At 60.5% G+C, this 17,680-nt stretch carries 12 protein-coding genes; 4 read left to right on the forward strand and 8 right to left on the reverse strand.

The window, feature by feature from the left end:
- Positions 1 to 78 precede the first annotated feature (78 nt).
- Both mqnE and FYK55_RS03415 read left to right on the forward strand, forming a co-directional pair.
- Positions 79 to 1,224, forward strand: a complete 1,146-nt coding sequence (gene mqnE / locus FYK55_RS03410) for an aminofutalosine synthase MqnE (protein ID WP_150074906.1) — start codon at positions 79 to 81, stop codon at positions 1,222 to 1,224.
- Positions 1,225 to 1,493: 269 nt separating this feature from the next.
- Positions 1,494 to 2,933 carry a pectate lyase gene (locus tag FYK55_RS03415; RefSeq protein WP_150074908.1) on the forward strand — a complete coding sequence of 480 codons (1,440 nt, stop codon included), beginning with the start codon at positions 1,494 to 1,496 and terminating at the stop codon, positions 2,931 to 2,933.
- Positions 2,934 to 3,149: 216 nt separating this feature from the next.
- Here FYK55_RS03415 and FYK55_RS03420 read toward each other — a convergent pair whose 3' ends face one another.
- The 7 genes from FYK55_RS03420 to FYK55_RS03450 form a co-directional block, all read right to left on the reverse strand.
- Positions 3,150 to 4,796, reverse strand: coding sequence for an FAD-dependent oxidoreductase (locus tag FYK55_RS03420; RefSeq protein WP_161604278.1), 1,647 nt, complete (start codon positions 4,794 to 4,796; stop codon positions 3,150 to 3,152).
- Positions 4,793 to 6,331, reverse strand: coding sequence for a polyamine aminopropyltransferase (locus tag FYK55_RS03425; protein WP_150074912.1), 1,539 nt, complete (start codon positions 6,329 to 6,331; stop codon positions 4,793 to 4,795). Before FYK55_RS03425 ends, FYK55_RS03420 begins: the two co-directional genes overlap by 4 nt.
- Complete coding sequence (locus FYK55_RS03430) at positions 6,328 to 6,594, reverse strand: DUF350 domain-containing protein (RefSeq protein WP_150074914.1); 267 nt, start codon at positions 6,592 to 6,594, stop codon at positions 6,328 to 6,330. Before FYK55_RS03430 ends, FYK55_RS03425 begins: the two co-directional genes overlap by 4 nt.
- 16 nt (positions 6,595 to 6,610) lie before the next feature.
- On the reverse strand, positions 6,611 to 6,811 hold the full coding sequence (locus FYK55_RS03435; protein WP_150074916.1) for a hypothetical protein: 201 nt from the start codon (positions 6,809 to 6,811) through the stop codon (positions 6,611 to 6,613).
- A 21-nt stretch (positions 6,812 to 6,832) separates the two neighbouring features.
- Positions 6,833 to 8,383, reverse strand: coding sequence for a DUF4178 domain-containing protein (locus FYK55_RS03440; RefSeq protein WP_150074918.1), 1,551 nt, complete (start codon positions 8,381 to 8,383; stop codon positions 6,833 to 6,835).
- Positions 8,383 to 8,871 carry an S-adenosylmethionine decarboxylase family protein gene (locus FYK55_RS03445; protein WP_150074920.1) on the reverse strand — a complete coding sequence of 163 codons (489 nt, stop codon included), beginning with the start codon at positions 8,869 to 8,871 and terminating at the stop codon, positions 8,383 to 8,385. The genes FYK55_RS03440 and FYK55_RS03445 overlap by 1 nt, the downstream gene beginning before the upstream one ends.
- Positions 8,872 to 8,979: 108 nt before the next feature.
- The gene (locus tag FYK55_RS03450) at positions 8,980 to 10,107 is read right to left on the reverse strand and encodes an SPFH domain-containing protein (protein WP_235908391.1); all 1,128 of its coding nucleotides are present in this window, start codon (positions 10,105 to 10,107) and stop codon (positions 8,980 to 8,982) included.
- A gap of 495 nt (positions 10,108 to 10,602) precedes the next feature.
- Between FYK55_RS03450 and polA the strand changes: the two genes are divergently transcribed.
- Entirely contained in the window at positions 10,603 to 13,407 is a 2,805-nt protein-coding gene (gene polA, locus FYK55_RS03455) for a DNA polymerase I (RefSeq protein WP_150074924.1), read from the forward strand.
- Positions 13,408 to 13,764: 357 nt separating this feature from the next.
- On the opposite strand, the gene FYK55_RS03460 is transcribed toward polA, so the two are convergent.
- A complete protein-coding gene (locus FYK55_RS03460) occupies positions 13,765 to 15,825 on the reverse strand; it encodes a sigma 54-interacting transcriptional regulator (RefSeq protein ID WP_235908392.1) in 2,061 nt (686 codons plus the stop codon).
- A gap of 301 nt (positions 15,826 to 16,126) precedes the next feature.
- On the opposite strand from FYK55_RS03460, the gene FYK55_RS03465 reads away from it, so the two are divergent.
- A complete protein-coding gene (locus FYK55_RS03465; protein ID WP_150074926.1) occupies positions 16,127 to 17,488 on the forward strand; it encodes a DUF1598 domain-containing protein in 1,362 nt (453 codons plus the stop codon).
- The last annotated feature ends 192 nt before the right edge of the window (positions 17,489 to 17,680 follow it).

A 17,680-nucleotide genomic window follows, 5' to 3' on the forward strand; every position in this document is an offset into this window, starting at 1 on the left:
CCCGGGGCGTTGCCGACGGCCGCGTCCTGCGGTAGACACCTCGTATCCCATGTTTTGCCCCACGCAAACATCCAACCCATGAACAATCACGAACGGCAAGCTCGATTCCGCGAAATCCGCGAGAAAGTCGAAGCCGAACAACGTCTGTCTCTCGATGAAGGCATCTTCCTCTACGACCCCCAGGTTCCGTTGCAGGAAGTGGGGGAACTGGCCAACCTGGTCCGCGAGCGAAAGAACGGCAACGTCGGCTACTACAACATCAACACGCACTTGAATCCGACCAACGTGTGCGTGTATCGCTGCCGGTTCTGTGCCTTCCGAAGCGATTTGCGAGACCCGAAGGGCTACGCAATGTCCGATGAACAGATCCTGCACCGCGGTCAGGAGGCGCACGAGAACGGCTGCACCGAGATGCATATCGTCGGCGGGCTGCATCATCAGCGGCCCTATGAGTGGTATCGACACGTCATCGAACTGCTGGCGGAAAATTACCCCAAGATTCATTTGAAGGCCTGGACCGCCGTCGAAATCAACTGGTTCGAATTTCAAACCAAAAAGTCGATTCGGTGGGTGTTGGAGGACCTGCAGCAGGCCGGTCTGGGAAGCATGCCCGGCGGTGGCGCCGAAATTTTTCATCCGGAAGTTCGCGACCAGTTGTGCGAGCACAAGGCCAACACCCACGAATGGCTGAAGATCCATCAAACGGCGCACGAGGTCGGGCTGAGAACCAACTGCACGATGCTTTACGGGCACGTCGAACAGGCGTATCACCGCATCGATCACTTGATTCGGCTGCGTGAATTGCAAGACCGCACCGGCGGCTTCCAGGTCTTCATTCCGCTGGCATTTCATCCGGAAAACACCAAGTTGTCCGACATCAAAAAGCCGTCGGCTCTGATGGATTTGCGGACGATGGCCGTCAGCCGGCTGATGCTGGACAACGTCCAGCACGTCAAGGCGTATTGGATCATGTTGGGCATCGAAACGGCGCAGACGGCACTCGCCTACGGTGCGGACGACATCGACGGCACCGTCCGTCATGAACTGATCTACCACGACGCGGGCGCGACAACCCCGGAATGTTTGTCGGTCGACCAGATCCGACAACTGATTCAGGAAGCCGGACGCGAACCGGTCGAACGCGACACCGTCTACAACCGGGTGCACCGCGAATCGCAAGACCTGACGGACTGGACCACCGGCGAACCCGTCGCCGCGGGCTGAGCGTCGAAGCAACCGCCGTACGTAGCTACCATCGACAGACGGTGGTCCGCCCATGGGGTGTCCCACGCTCTGGCGAGCGTGGCTACGCCGATTTCTACTTTCTGTAGCCACCGTCACCCGACGGTGGAGGCCTTCCAAAATCGCCCACACGTCCCGACCGACGATTCCGCCGCAGGATCTCGGGGGCGAACCAAGCTTTCCGGGCTCGGAAGCGTTAAAGTGGGGCGTTTCTTACGCACCGGTCCGTCCCCACTTGCCGCCCCGCCACGATGCCCACCCCCTCTGTCTTCCGCTTCACGCTGCTCGGCCTGATCTCACTTTCCGCGGTTGGCGGCGCCCGCCAAGCCGCAGCCGACCTGCCGCAAGACGCGCTGGCCGCCGCCAAGAAGGCCACCAGGTTTTTGACCGAGAAGGTCAGCACCCACGGAGGCTATTTGTGGCGTTACTCCGCCGATCTGTCACGGCGTGAAGGAGAAGGCGTGGTCGAGATGGAAACGATTTGGGTTCAGCCTCCCGGAACGCCCTCCATCGGCGAAGCCTTCGTCCGTCTGTACGAAGCCACCGGCGATGATCAGTTCTTGCAGGCGGCGCGGGACGCCGCCGAGGCCCTTCGGCAAGGACAGATGCGCTCGGGCGGTTGGCAGGCGATGGTGGAGTTTGATCCTCAGCGGCGCGCCAAATGGGCCTATCGCGTCGACCCGCCCAATTCAAAACAGAAGGATCAATCCAGCCTGGATGATGACAAGACCCAGTCCGCGATCCGTTTCATCGTTCAACTCGACCGCGCGTTGGAATTTCAGGATGCCCAAGTGCACCAGACCGCGATGGACGCCCTTTCGGGGCTGATCGAAAAGGGCCAGTATCCCAACGGCGGTTTTCCCCAGGTCTGGCAGGACGAACGACTGCCCCAGGCAAATCAACCACCGCGTGCCGCCAGCTTTCCCGAAACGTGGTCACGAACCTATCAGGGACACAACGAATATTGGCGGCGATGCACGCTGAACGACAATCTGGCCGGCGACGTGATGGAAACGCTGTTCTTAGCCGAAGATGTCTACGGCGACCCGAAGTACCGTGCCGCCGCACTGAAATTGGCCGACTGGCTGTTGCTGGCGCAGATGCCCGAACCTCAACCCGCTTGGGCGCAGCAGTACAGTTTTGACATGCAGCCAATCTGGGCCCGCAAGTTTGAGCCTCCGGCGATTACGACCAGCGAGTCTTTTGACGTCATCAACACGCTGATGACCGTCTACGAAAGAACCGGTGACAAGAAGTACTTGGCCCCCCTGCCCAAAGCCATCCAATACCTGAAACGATGCGAACTTCCGGACGGTCAGGTTGCCCGCTTCTACGAGTTGGAAACCAACCGTCCGCTGTATTTCGATCGCGAATACCAGCTAACGTACGACGACGGCGATCTGCCCACCCATTACGGCTTCAAACTCTCGAGCAAGGCCGACAAGCTGGAAACGCGTTACCAGAAGTTGGCTGAACAACCAGCCCCTGCGAAAGCAACCTCCAAACAATCCAAGAAGCCACGCGACCGTGACGTTCAACGCGTGATCGAAGCATTGGATGACCGTGGTGCCTGGCTCTCCAAAGACGGACTCCGCTACCACAAAACCCCCGGCCCGACGATCGACATGGCGGACGTTCGCAAGAACTTGAACTTGTTGGCTGACTACCTGGCCCACTCGTCAGACCGTTGACCCAACTGGGATCCAGCATTGCTTCACCCTCCCGCCGGGAGGGTTGCGGAGAAGCCCCGCGACGACGCGGGGAGGGCGCGCCCGCCCGAATTGATTTTAGCTGGTTCTTGAAGACACCCTCCCCAAAGGCTCGTGCCTCGCCTTTGACCCTCCCCGAGGGAGGGTGAAGTGGCCAAACAAGTCGTCACTGGTCACCATTCCCGAATGGAAGAACCACTAAGCGCGCGACTTCGGATCTGCCTGGACGACGGCGTTCGCCGCCGAAACGCCGCGACTGAACGCCTCCTCCAGCAACGCAATCCCGCTCAGATCCGTCCCCGCGAAATGCACGCGTCCGATCGGCTTCGCCGCTTGTTCGCGCTCGGCACCGAAAACGAAGCCCACCCGAGGCTGGATCATCGCGTGCCCCCATCGCATCACCTCCAGACGCTCGATCAACGATTCAATGTCCGGATGTCCCTTGCGCAGGTCGGAGACGATGACGCGTGCCCAATCGCTCCAGTCCAACCGCATCAACTCCGCCCGGGAAACGCGTGGATCGTCATCCAACAGCGGTTGATACCAGGTGATCACCGTTGGCCCATGGTCCAGTCCGACCTGGTGAGTCGACGTGACGTAACCCAATGAACGGCTGTCGAAAAAAACATTGTCCCAGCACATCTCGGTCAGCCGTTCGGACGGGCGTTGGCTCAATCGCAGGTTGGCCACCACCCAACCGCCATAGTGAAACGAATTGATGGACCTGCCGCTCGCGTTCCAATCAGCGACGACATGAGGTGCGACAAACTGCGGAGCGGCAAAGATGACTCGGTCGGCCACATACGCGACACTTGCCAACATCGCATTGTCAACCGCTTCCACCCGCACGCCTTCACCCTGATTCTGGACTTTGACGACGGTTTGACCGCCAATCAACCGGTCTCCACAGTGCTCAGCAAGATGCCGGACGACTCGACCATTTCCCTCCGGCCATGTGATCACCGGTTGTGATTCGGTTCCCTCGGCCGGAATTCGAGACGTGAAATAAAACAGTCCCGCCCAAGCGCTTGTCTGTTCCAGGGTCAATCCATAGTCGTCGCGGCAGGCATAGTCGGCCAGCCAGCGCAGCCGCGGCGAATCGAATCCGTTGTCCGTCATCCACTGAGCCATCGATTGCCGGTCCAAGGCACGAACCTTGGCGGAATCGGATCCCGTGGCCATTGGAATCGCAAACAGGCGGCGTCCCCGATCGTCCCGACCGTGGGCAAGCTCAATCATTTTCTGCTGAAAACGCTCCAGCTGCCGTAAATCGGATTCGGTTGCGTCCTGATCCGGATACAGACCATAGTGCCACCGTCCGTCGACGCACAATCGTTCCGACGGGTCACGACACAGGAAGGCTTCGCCGACGACCGGTTCTCCGTCCGTCGTCCGGCCGACAATCACGTCCATTTCCTCCAGCAACGCGACCAGGTCCCGATTCTCCTTCATCGGAGCCGGAATGTAGTGAGCCCCCCAGGGAAAACGAAACTCCCCATCCTGTCCCGAGATCGCCGTGCCGCCGGGCCGATCCTCCAGCTCCAGCACGACAAAGTCTTCCACGCCGCGGCGTGACAATTGCCAGGCTGCCGCAAGCCCCGCGATCCCGCCGCCGACAATCACGACGCGACGTCCCCCAGGATCACCCTCCGGCGGCGGCGGTCGCCAACCGTCGCGTAACCGATGGGCGACGGAATAATTGGGGTTCAGCAGATCGCCCGAAAATGAGAACGCACGCCCACCATCGCATCCCGCCAGGCCCAGCAGCGGAACTCCGGCCAGATAGGCCAGCATCTCACGTCGCCCGAGACGATGTTTTGATTCGGCGGTTCGGCGGCTCGTCACCCTCCGCTTCTCCATTCCTGGTCGTAATAGCGCACCAGCACCTGGTCGTTCAAGCGATTCGGCAGCGTCTCCACCGGCTGCACATCCACCGGCAATTGGAACAACGACGCCAGGTTTGATCGGTTCAAGAAACGCAGACCTTGCGGCAACGCGCTCGCCAGCTCCGGGCCTCCATCGGCCGATAACTTCAAGGGCCGAGTACTGGCCAGGGCAAACCCCCACACGCCAAAGGTTGGCACGGCCGCGTGATAGGGCAACGCGTCGTAGCCCGCCGCCCGCAACGTGTTCAGGATGCACCAGTAAGACTGCGGGGCGACCAACGGAGAAGTGCACTGAACGGAAATGACCGCCTGATCTGACAAACGTTGGCGCAGCAGGTTAAAAAACCGAGTCGTGTACAACTTTCCGACTGAATAGGATCCCGGATCGGGAAAGTCAACGATGACAGCGTCAAAGGTTTGATCGCTTTCGTCAATCCAAACGAACGCGTCTCGATTGATGACCGTCACACGGGGGTCGGAAAGCGCGTGACCACTCAACTCGGCCAAGGGTGGAAAGGCGTCGGCCAGTCCGGTCATCGCCGGGTCCAAGTCAACCAGTGTGACGGATTCGACCGACGGATACCGCAGAATCTCGCGAACCGCCAACCCGTCCCCGCCGCCCAGCACCAGAATCCGACGCGGATCAACCATCGCGGTCATCGCCGGATGAACCAGCGCCTCGTGATACCGGTATTCGTCGCGCGAATTGAACTGCAGGTGGCCGTTCAGATGCAGCTGAAATGCCCCCCGGTCTTCGGTCACCACGATCCGCTGAAACGGCGACTGCTTGGTGTAAACGATCGGCGTCTGCAAAATTGCTTCTTCCGTCCACAGGGTCAATGTGTCGGCTTTGATGAAACAGACGACCAGGATTCCCATCACCAGAAACGCCCGCCCGCGAAGCCCCGCCAATCCACGTTGGCTCAACAGCGGGCGCAACAGATACGTGCCCCACAAACCGACCACGGCGTTTAACAATCCGAACAGCAGCGACGTGCGGACCAGTCCCAATCGCGGGACCAGAAGAATTGGAAACAGGATCGATGCGACCAGGGCTCCGACGTAGTCGAACGTCAAGACGCGGGCAACTAGTTCACGGAAATCCAAGTGGTCCCGCAAAATGCGCATCAGCAACGGCAGTTCCAACCCCACCAAAATCCCGATTGCGAAGACCGAGCCGAATAGCAGGATGCGGAACCAGGCGATGTGTGCGAACGCCACAAACAGAATCGGCGCCGAAAGCCCACCCAAAAGCGCTAACGCGATTTCCACTTCGATGAACGTCCGCGCGACGCGCGTCTCGACGTAACGAGAGATCCAGGAACCGACGCCCAGGGCTGAAAGGTACACGCCAATGATCAGCGAAAACTGCGTGACCGAGTCGCCCAGCAGATAGCTGGCCAATGTCCCGGCCAACAACTCGTAGATCAAACCACAAGTCGCAATGACCAAAACATTCAAGTACAGCAGGTAGTTGGGTGCCCGATGGATCATCCCAAAACCGCCGCCCCGATGATGATCGAGATCCCCAAAATGATCGCCCCGATGATCGTCGCGACGGCCTGGTTATGCTCCTCGCCAATCTCACGCAAGATTGAAAACGGCGTGATCTTCTCCAAGATCAGCAGGCACACCGCGAAGACGATGATCCCCACCACGGAAAAGATCACCGCCGCCAGCAGATGACCGCCCAGCAGCGAAAGCCGACTGGGAACCTGCTCCTGGGCCAAGATCATTGCGACGTCGATACCAGTCATTGACACTGTCTCCATGCTATTTTCCACCTCCCCAACTTCCACCGTACGAACGACCACCACCGTAGTAGCCACCGCCCCCGCCGCCACGGTTGCTCTCCCGGAGCGCCTTGACGACTCCAAAATCTGGCGCACGCCACTGGTACGCCGCGGCCATCGTGAACCAGCCGCAGATCAGGCAGCCGGTCACGAAGTAAACCGCCATCAAAGTTGATTTCATTTCGGAATCTCCATCCTGGCCTCAATCGTCCGAAACGTAGGGACTGAAATCACTGTCTCTCCATCGCTGGACTTCAAAGTTGTACAAGTAGGCGAGCACCAACCCGGGAATCAACGACACACCCAGGACGGAGTAGAACCACAGCCAGCCATCGGCTTTTCCGCGGCCGATCAGCACGTAGGCGGCGATCAGATAGCCCACAAACCCCAGCCAGGTCGCGAAGAAACCCATCCCCGGCGAAGGCCTCGGCTGGATCACGCCGACGCCCCAAGGACGCCGCAAATCTTTGACGCCGAACTTCGCTTCCAACTCTTCCGGTTCGATGTAGTGTCCGATTGAGATCGTCACCTCTTCGGTTTCGCCCCACCCGCTCCGTTCGTAGGACAGCATCCGAGGCGGTGCGATGTAGTCCGCCGTGCTGACCCGGTCACCGACCTGGACCTTCCAGTAGAACTCGCCCAGCACATAGCGGGTGTACGCGGTCCCGCGATCATAGATTCGAAAACTGTCGCCGTCGTATTGCATCGTGTCGCCGAACCCGCGGGGCGGCGAATCCACGGTGCCCACCAAGGACCAATGGCCTTCGTTACATACCAGCCAACGGTAGCCGGACTCGCGGTTGTAAAGCAGGTATTCCGTCCAGGGGTAGGTGCGCCCGGCATACTTGGCATAGCGTTCCAGGAAGCCGATGACGGTGTAGACCACGCCACCGAAATCGCCTTCGCTGCCCAACGGAATCACCGGCTGGACTCGCTTTTGATGCAGCGATTGAAACAACGACAGCTTTCCGTCCTTGGCGTCCAGCATCGAGGTGCAATTCGGACACGCGACACGCAACGTGTCGTCCGGCGCGCGCAGCGCCAATTGGCCGCCGCAATTGGGACAATTCAGCTGCAGGGCATCGACCCGGACTTTGTTTGCGTTGGGGTCCAGCGAAGAGAGATCGACGCCCAACTCATCCAGCGACACCTCGCGGCCCAAAAACACGGCCTGTTCTGCGTCCTGCTCTCCATCGCCGTATTCGAACGTCGCCACGCGATGGCCTTCACCATACAGGTCGACAAACACGTGCTTTTTGCCGGGAACGAACCGCCAAGGAATTTCGCCTTCGGCGCTTTCCGCCGTCGCCACGCCCTTTTCACGAACCGTCAATGAAACTCCCTTGACGGTTTGCGGATCGCCCAACTCGATCGAATCAAAATCGGGCAATCGTGTGCCGTGGGAAAGGCGGCGTTGCTGGGTCAGAAAAAACTTTCCCTGCGCTTCGGCCAGCCAGCCCCAACGCTCGCCCGGAAAGGCCAGATACCATTCGTCCCAGGCGCCGCCACCGGCGTGCCGATAGCGGACCCTACCGACAATCGTGAACGACGTCTTGTTCCACGTGCCAGTCATCCCGTGACGCAACCCCGACGCCGGCTCACTAACCTCGGCAACCTTCCCAAGATCCTCAACATCGCGGTCGCCCCGACCGACCGCCGTTTCGCAGAATTCGCAAATCGTAACCAGCGACGACGCCGTATTGAATTCGACCGGAGCGCCGCAAGCGGGGCAAATCGCCGTTCGATGCTTCATCAGGGCCGATCCTCCCCACGCACCCGATCGTCAACGACAGATTGATTCGGCCCTTCGACGGCAACGGAGCAACTTCCACCTTCGGACGTCGAATGGACCTCTGAGATCAATTGGCGATCGATCTGACGAACAAGGACTTGCTGCGCCCCCAATCGCCGTGACAGCTCCTGTTCCCACGGCCATTGCGGACGCCGTCGGCAGCAATACAGGTTGAACGTCGCGAAGCGATGTTCGGGGTAGGTGTGGCAAGCCAGATGCGACTCGCTCAGCAGGTACAGTGCCGTCACGCCACCGGGCGGAGGAAACACGTGGCACAGCGGTGCGGCGACCAAGTTCACGCCCAATCCGTCCACGATCGTCTCGCAGATCGACCGAATCAATCGCAGATCCGTCAGCAGTGTTGACCGGCATCCGGAAGCATCCACGACCCACTCGGTTCCACCCACAAAATCGCGCAGCGGACCGGGCGAAGGATGGACGTGTTCCATGACGCTGCTGCTCCTGTCCCCGATACTCGATTCAACCATTCCCACAGAACTTGCCCGGACGCCCCCATCAAGCAAAGCCCGGCATGTCGTTGCTGAAAAAGCGGCGATTCATTCCGACGGCGGTGGTGGTGGTGGTGGCGGCGAGGACTGGGCCGCAAACAAACCGGCCAACGCGGAAACGGTCCCGGCCGGTTGCCAGCCGTCCATTCCCGCCGTCCAAACCAATGTGTCCCGGTCGACTTCACCGCTGGCCACGCCGCCCGCCAATTGCGACATCGCGAACGGACCCTTCGTTTGCCCCGCGACAGCCACGTGCCAGGCCGGTGGCGGGGGCGGCGGAGCGGATCCACCGGATCCGGCCGCCGGTGCGGCACCGGGACCACCAAATCCGCCCGGCATCATGCGTCCGGCCATCGCCATCCCGAGCCCCAACCCCAGCCCCTCGGCAGCACCCCCGCCGCCGGGATTGTCCGCCGCCGCGGTCATCGCGTTGCCCATCTGGTACTGCTGGAACCGGTTCATGTCGCCGATCACGCCCATGCTGGTCTTGGTGTCCAACGCCTTTTCGACCGCCTCAGGCAGCGAAATGTTGACCACCACCAACTGTGGGCAATCCAATCCGTACTCATCGTCGATCTGTTCGATCAACCGCTTGCGGATTGCCTGGCCGATCTGGTCATACTTGGTCGCCAGATCCAACGCCGCGATCTGCAGATCGGCGACCGTCTGCGAGAAAGCATTGGTGATCATCGACCGGATCAGCCCGGTGATCTCGTCTGTCTGGAAATCTCCATCCGTGCCGACGATCTCCGTCAACAACGCTTTCGGATCGACCGCCTGCAGGGCATAGGTTCCAAACGCTCGAATCCTGATCGGCCCGAATTCCGGATCCCGCATCATGACCGGATTCGGCGTTCCCCATTTCAGATCCGTCACCTGCCGCGTGCTGACGAAGTAAACCTCCGCCTTGAACGGGCTCTCAAACCCGTACTTCCATCCACGCAACGTCGACATCACCGGCATGTTTTGCGTGGTCAATTCGTAGTGGCCGGGACCGTAGGTGTCCGCGATCTGCCCACTGCTGACCAACACCGCCATTTGTCCTGGCCGGACGATCAGCTGGGCACCGTTCTTGATCTCGTTCTGAAACCGAGGGAACCGCCAAACCAGCGTGTGATTGGTATCATCGATCCACTCGATGATATCGATCAGTTCACCACGCAGACGATCAAACATTCCCATCTCGTATCCTCACCGGGCTGTCGACAACCTGAAAAACCGCCTCGCCGCGATCATTGGGGCGGCAAAACTTGGGGCGCGGGGCGCAGAAGTTTCTCCGACGAAGCCAACTGTAACAAATTCGCCGAACCCGGTTGGCATCCGTCCGCCATTTTGGTCGGCCCGCTCCAGTGCCCCAGTTGCTCGGAACGTTGCCGCGCGAACCAATCACTTGCTTCGTTCCAGGGCTCCCGCCTGGGAACCCGTTGCTTTGCCGGCTCGGCCCGCGAAGCGTCGCACCGACGGACCGCGGCGGGTTTCAACGGCAGAATCACGAAACCAGGACGCTACCGTCGGCCGAGTTCCCCGGCGGACTCAGGCAATCCACTCCCGGCTTCCCCTATCATCGTCCACGGCCCGACCGTAAATTCCCGGCGACCACCTTGTTCTTTGCACGTCGGCGTCCCTGGCGCAGCGCTGCGACGCCGTGAATCCCCATCCCGACCGTTTTCGATGGCCGAAGCAACTCGCGATCTTTTCTCACCGTCAAAAAAACTGTTTCTGCTGGACGGCATGGCGCTTGCCTATCGGGCCCACTTTGCGCTCATCCGCAGCCCTCGCTTTACCTCGGGCGGCCAATGCACCTCGGCAATCTTCGGTTTGCTGAGCACGCTGATGGATATCCTGAACAAGGAACAACCGACCCACATCGCCTGCGCTTTCGACACCTCCGAACCGACGCAACGACACATCGATTTCCCCGAGTACAAAGCGCACCGCGACGAAATGCCGGAGGATCTGGCCAGCCAATTCCCGCTGATCGACCGGCTGATGGATGCCATGAACATCCCCACGATTCGCATCCCCGGGTACGAAGCCGACGACGTGATCGGCACGTTGGCTCACCAGGCGGCCGACCAAAGCTTCGAAACCTGGATGGTGACCCCCGACAAAGACTATCACCAGCTGGTGACCGACAAGATCCACGTCTACAAACCCGGTCGCAAAGGCGGTGAAGCGGAGGTGTTAAGCGTCGATGAAGTCTGCCAGCAGTGGGAGATTGATCGTGTTGAACAAGTGATCGACGTCCTCGGATTGATGGGCGATTCCAGCGACAACATCCCGGGCATTCCAGGCATCGGTCCCAAAACAGCCAAAAAACTGATCGCCCAGTACGGCAGCATCGAGAACTTGCTGGACCACGTTGAGGACCTGAAAGGAAAACAGAAGGAACGTGTCCGCGACAACAAGGGCCAGGCGTTGCTGTCCAAGCGACTGGTCACCATCCAATTGGATGTCCCCCATGACATCAAACTGGAGGATCTGGAACGTCACGGTCAAAATGACAAAAAGCTGAAGGCTTTGTTGACGGAGTTGGAATTCGAGACGGTCGGCAAACGCCTGTTCGGAAAGTCGTTCTCGGTCGCATCGGCACGCAGCGCCGTCGCGCGAGAAAAACGTCACGCGGAGATCCAGCAGTCTCTCTTTGAAGACCCCGGAGAACCGACGACACTGGCCGACGTCAAGCACACCTACCACGTGGTCGACTCCCCCGATCAACGGTCCAAGCTGATCGATCGTTTGTCGAAAGAAAAGGCGTTCTGCATCGACACGGAGACGACCGGGTTGGACCCGCGATCCGCCACACCGCTGGGCTTGGCGATTTCGCTTCGACCCCACGAAGCCTACTACGTGGTGTGTCCCCAGGATGCCGAAGCACGTGCCGCGATGCTCGCCGAGTTTGTTCCGCTGCTGTCCAACGAATCGATCGTCAAGATCGGGCACAACCTCAAGTACGACCTGTCACTGCTAAAGTGGAACGGCATCGATGTCGCTGCGCCGCTGGTCGACACGATGCTGGTGCACACCATGACCGAACCGGAAATGCGGCATGGCTTGGACACCCTTTGTGAACTGTATCTGAATTACCGACCGATCCCGACGTCGCAGCTGATCGGTGAAAAGGGCGACGAGCAGAAGAACATGGCGGACGTGCCGCTCAAGCAAGTCGCGGAATACGCCTGTGAGGACGCCGACGTGACCTTGCAAATCGCTCAAATCCTGGACCCCGTCATCGACGAAAAGGGGATGCGGCAGGTCGTGGACGAAGTGGAATGCCCGTTGGTCCCGGTGCTTGTCGACATGGAATACAACGGCATCACGCTGGACACCAAATCCCTGGCCGACTACGCACAAAAACTGCAAGCCGAAATCGATGATCTGCAGGCCAGGATCTACGCCGCCGCCGGGCACGAGTTCAATGTCGATTCACCAAAGCAACTGGGCGTCGTGCTGTTCGAAGAAATGCAGCTGGAAGATAACCCGAAGAAAACCGCGACCGGCCAATACTCGACCCGTGAAGCGGAGCTGGAACGTTTGGCCGGAAAACATCAAATCGTCGCGGATGTTCTCGACTACCGAAACGCGCGCAAGCTGAAGTCCACTTACGTCGATCAGTTGCCTGGTGCGGTCAACCCCGAAACCGGCCGGCTGCACACGCACTACAGCCAAACCTGGACCGCGACCGGACGGATGCAGTCCAATGACCCCAACCTGCAAACCATTCCCGTCCGCAAAGAGCGGGGCCGAGAAATTCGTGCAGCGTTTGTCCCGCGCGACAGCGATCACCTGATCTTGTCCGCTGACTATTCCCAGATCGAGCTGCGCATCATGGCCGAGTTGAGCGGCGATGAAGCCATGATGGAGGCGTTTCAAAGCGGCGAAGACATCCATACCGTGACTGCGGCCAAAGTCTACAAAGTCTCCAACGAAGAAGTGACGCGTGAGATGCGGGCCAAGGCCAAGACGGTGAACTTTGGAATCATCTACGGCATCAGCGCTTTCGGGTTGCAGCAACGGCTGAACATCCCCAGGGCCGAGGCCAGCGAACTGATCCACAACTACTTCGAAAAGTACCCGGGCGTCCAACGCTACATCGACCAAACAATCGCATTCGCGAAGGAACACGGCTATGTGGCGACCAAGACCGGCCGCCGTCGGTACCTGCGCGACATCACCAGCAAGTCGCGGGGGACCGTGGCCGCGGCCGAACGGCTGGCGATGAACAGCCCGATCCAGGGTACCGCGGCCGACATGCTGAAGCTGGCCATGATCAAGGTGCACCGCGCCCTGCGCCAGGGCGAGTTCAAAACGAAGATGTTGTTGACCGTGCATGACGAATTGGTATTCGATCTCTACAAGGCCGAACGGGACCAGGTGCTGCCGGTGATCGAAACCGCGATGAAAACCGCGCTCCCCATGCAGGTCCCGATCGTTGTGGAAATGGGAACGGGAGAGAACTGGCTGGAAGCCCATTGAGAGGGCCCCTGTAGCCACCGTCGCCAGCCGGTGGAACGCCCGTCGGATCACCGGTGACCGGAGTCAGGCACAGCCTGACCTACACGTGCTCCCGTAGCCACCGTCGCCAGACGGTGGACCGCCCGTCGGACCAACCAAAGCCTCCCGCAGCCACCGTCGCCAGAAGGTGGAGAGACCGTTGGATCACCGGTCGCAATTGACCGGAGTCAGGCACAGCCTGACCTACACGTGCTCCCGCAGCCACCGTCGCCAGACGGTCGACCGCCCGTCGGACCAACCAAAGCCTCCCGTAGCCGCCGTCGCCAGACGGTGGACAGTCCGTTGGACCACCGATTGCGATTGACCGGTTCTGCGTCCTCAAGCGGTCGATTTCGCGAATCGCTTCAGCTTTCGGTCCAGGGTGCTGCGTTCAATCCCCAGGATCGACGCGGCGCGGCTTTTGTTCCCGTCGGTGTGCCGCAAGACCCGCTGAATATGCGCCCGCTCCAGGTCGGCCAACGACATCTCGACCGGATCGCGAGACGTTGCCGCACGGCTTCCGCCCAGGCCGCCGACGGCCGCCGGCGTCAGCAGCAGATGCTCGGCTTCAATGGTCGAACCGGAATTCAACACGACCGCCCGCTCAATCACATTTCGCAGCTCGCGGATGTTGCCCGGCCACTGATAGTCCAGCAATTTCTGACAGGCGCGATCGCTGATCGTTTCGATCCGCCGTCCCATCTGTTGATTGAACTCGTTCAAAAAATGCTTGGCCAGCAACAGCACATCCGAGCCTCGCTCGCGGAGCGGAGGCACGAAGATTTCCACGACGTGCAATCGATAAAAAAGATCCTGACGAAATTTGCCTTCACCAACCATCGACTGCAAATCGCGATTGGTAGCGGCGACGACGCGAACATCGACCTTGATCGGCGTTTGCCCTCCGACGCGTTCGAAAGGGTGCCCTTCCAACACGCGCAGGAACTTGGCTTGAATCTCCAGGTCCATTTCGCCGATTTCGTCCAGCATCAACGTGCCGCCGTCGGCCATTTCAAACTTGCCGCGTTTTCGCTCGGTCGCGCCGGTGAAGGCGCCTTTCTCGTGCCCGAACAGCTCGCTCTCCAACAACGACGGCGAAAGCGCGGCGCAGTTCATGCAAACCAACGGACCGGCCGACCGCGCGCTGGCCTGGTGAATCGCCGAGGCCACCAGTTCTTTGCCGACTCCCGATTCGCCGCGGATCAACACGGTGGCTTCGGTCGGCCCGGCCAGTGAAACGTTGCGGATGACGTCTTTGATGGCGTCGCTGTTGCCGACGATCGCCGTCTTGCCTCCCAGCTGTTGCTTCAGAGTTTCGATCTGACGTTGGGATCGACGCAGTGACCGATCCAGTTTTCCTCGATCCCGAAGGTTGCGAAGCGACTCGGCAAGGATCTCCGCCACCGCCAAAACAAACTCCAAGTCCGCCGCGGAAAGGACCGCATCCGCATCGGTGGTCAACAAATGCAGCATGCCCAACAATTGGCCGTCCCGTCCCCGGACCGGGGCCAAAATCATGCTGACCGCATCGATTTCACCGCGGCTGTTCTCCGTGGCCAAATCGCGGTCGCCGGCGACGTTACGCGCCAAAATCGCCTGGCCACCGGGAGCGATCACGCTGGCGATGGCCGCGTCGGCCGGACGACGGTAGCTGGTCGATCCCAACGGCGCGTCGGCGGCCTGCCGGGTCGCGACCAACCGCATTTTGGACGGATCGACCGCCGCGTGCGCGGACTTTCGGCCGGGATCCGCTTCCAACAGGTAGGCTCCCACGCTGCGGCAACGGATCGTTTCCGACATCCGATCCAGCACCAGCTCGATCGCTTTGGACGCCGAATCGGCACCGGCCAGCGTGAACGCTAACTGCAGCAGCACGGCGCTCGCTTCGTCACCGCGAACCAGCCGGTCTTGCTGGGATCCGTCTTTGCCGAAGACTGCCCCCCCGTGAAGGTAGCCGCTCTCAGACCGCCGATCGGTGATCGACACGGCGTCCATCGCCAACGTCAGCTGATCCTCCGTCGCGCCGGCCGGTTGCGGACTGTCGGCCGGGCCTTCCGCAGATGCCAGGTGGTGGACGAATTGAATGGAGAATCCGGCAATCTCGATCCAGTCTCCGTCGCGGAGCACCACGGGCGCGTCGATCTTCTGTCCCCCGACGACCGTTCCGTTGCGGCTACCCAGATCTTCGATCTGCCAGCCGTCGGGCGTCGACCAAATGCGGGCGTGCTGCCGGCTCGCCTTTTCGCTGCGGATGGCAATCGCATTGCTGCTCGACCGCCCCAGAATCACCTCCATCGGGGCGGTCAGCCGGAAAACGTCACTCCAGCGGCCGGCCGACTGCAGGACCAGGTATCCGGATCGCTCCGTCGTGGAGGGTGTCGAAAGAGTGCTATCGCTCAAGGTCGCATAATCCGAAGAATTAGATCGTGTCGCGTCCGCCGCACCGCTTCGATGCGTTTCCGGCGGGCCCGGAGTCGCGAATCCGACCAGGGTTCAAGCTGCATTCTAGCGTTTTGCCGGCGACGGTCATGACGGCCAATCGGGAACCACAAGTCGAACTTGCGACACGAGATACGGGGAATTATTCTCTATCCTAGGCTCGGCCCGCCTCCACGAGCGACTTTTCCGCCGCCCCCGGCAGTGCGCTTTCGCTGTCAACTCCGGCGCACCCCCAAGCAAATCCATTCGGAGATAACTTTCGATGAAACTGAGCAAAGCTCGATTCACGGCCGCGCTAGCGATGAGCTGTCTTGTGGCCATCGCTACCCTCACCACTGCCGGGTTCAACGGCGGTGGCAACAACCAGGTTGGGGGTGTTTCAATCGACCCCGCCGGCGTTGTCCGCACCGCCACGGTGCAAGAAAACCAGGAACTGGTCAATCTCCTTCGTCAGGAAGTCGCCGTCCCGCGTGGCGATTTGGCCGCCCCTGCCGATCTCCGCATGGTTTCTCTGGCCGGGCTGCAAGAAGCGATCCGCGAGGTCCGCAAGACCGGCGGCCGCCTGCCTGCCGAAATTCGCTACCTGGCGGGTCTGACGGCGGTGGATTATGTGTGGGCGGATAAGGATCACAATGATTTGATCCTGGCCGGCCCGGCCGAACCCTGGACGCTGTCGGAAACCGGAAGCGTTGTCGGCAAAGAAACCGGCGCGGCCATCCTGCGTTTGGAAGACTTGGTCGTGGCACTTCGCAATGTTGAAAACGCGCGCGCCCAAGGCATCACGTGCTCCATCGAACCGACCGCCGAAGGCCGCCAACGACTCAATGCGTTTCTCCGACGTGTCAATTTGCGGCCCGGACAAAGTCCGGTCGCCTTGGAAGCCGGCATGAAAGAAGCATTCGGCCCCCAGATGATCCGACTCAATGGCATTCCGGCTAACAGCCGTTACGCCTGCACGCTGGTTGCCGCCGATTACCAAATGAAACGACTGGCCATGGCCCTGGTCGATTCGCCCGTCAAAGGGCTGCCCAGCTACTTGCAAATGTCGCGCAACACTGCCCACACCGGCACCCAGAATCCTCGCTGGTGGATGGAATGCGATTACGAAAGCCTGACCCGGAACGAAGCCGGCACGCTGTGGAAGCTGTCCGGCCAGGGCGTCAAGACGATGACCGAACAGGACGCTATCGCCGCCAACGGCGAGGCGGTCGCCAGCGGAAACGTTGACAAGATCGCTCAGAAATGGGCCGATTCGATGACCGGCAATTTCGAGCAACTGGCGAAAGCGATGCCGGTATTCGGCGATCTGCAAAACCTGATGGACCTGACGGTCGTCTCGACCCTGATCGTTCAAGAACAGTTGGAAGATCGGTCGGGTCTGCAGCTGGATGTGCTCCGCGACCAGGACGCCCTGGCGCCGATCGCCTTTGACGCTCCGCAAACGATCGCTCCCGAATGCAGCTTCATCAAAGGTCGCAGCGGCTGGGTCGTGACCGCATCGGGCGGCGTTTCGGTCAACGCCTTCCAGGTGGTCCACGACCAACGTGTCGATCCCGCTCTGGATGAGCAACTGGTTTCGTCGATCGCCGGCGGATCCTGGTGGTGGAACAAGACGTCCAACTGACACCGGCTTGAATCAACGCTTCGCGGCCAGCGGGCGCTTCTTCTCGCCCGCGCCGCCCAGCTTCTCTGCAGAAGCACTCTCTCTGCCCCGCGTAGATCGCCGCACCTAGCCACCGTCGCCAGAAGCAGCCACCGTCGCCAGAAGTAGCCACCGTCGCCGGAAGTAGCCACCGTCGCCAGACGGTGGCCACCT

This window comes from Roseiconus nitratireducens, assembly GCF_008629675.1.
Taxonomy (GTDB): Bacteria; Planctomycetota; Planctomycetia; order Pirellulales; family Pirellulaceae; genus Stieleria; species Stieleria nitratireducens.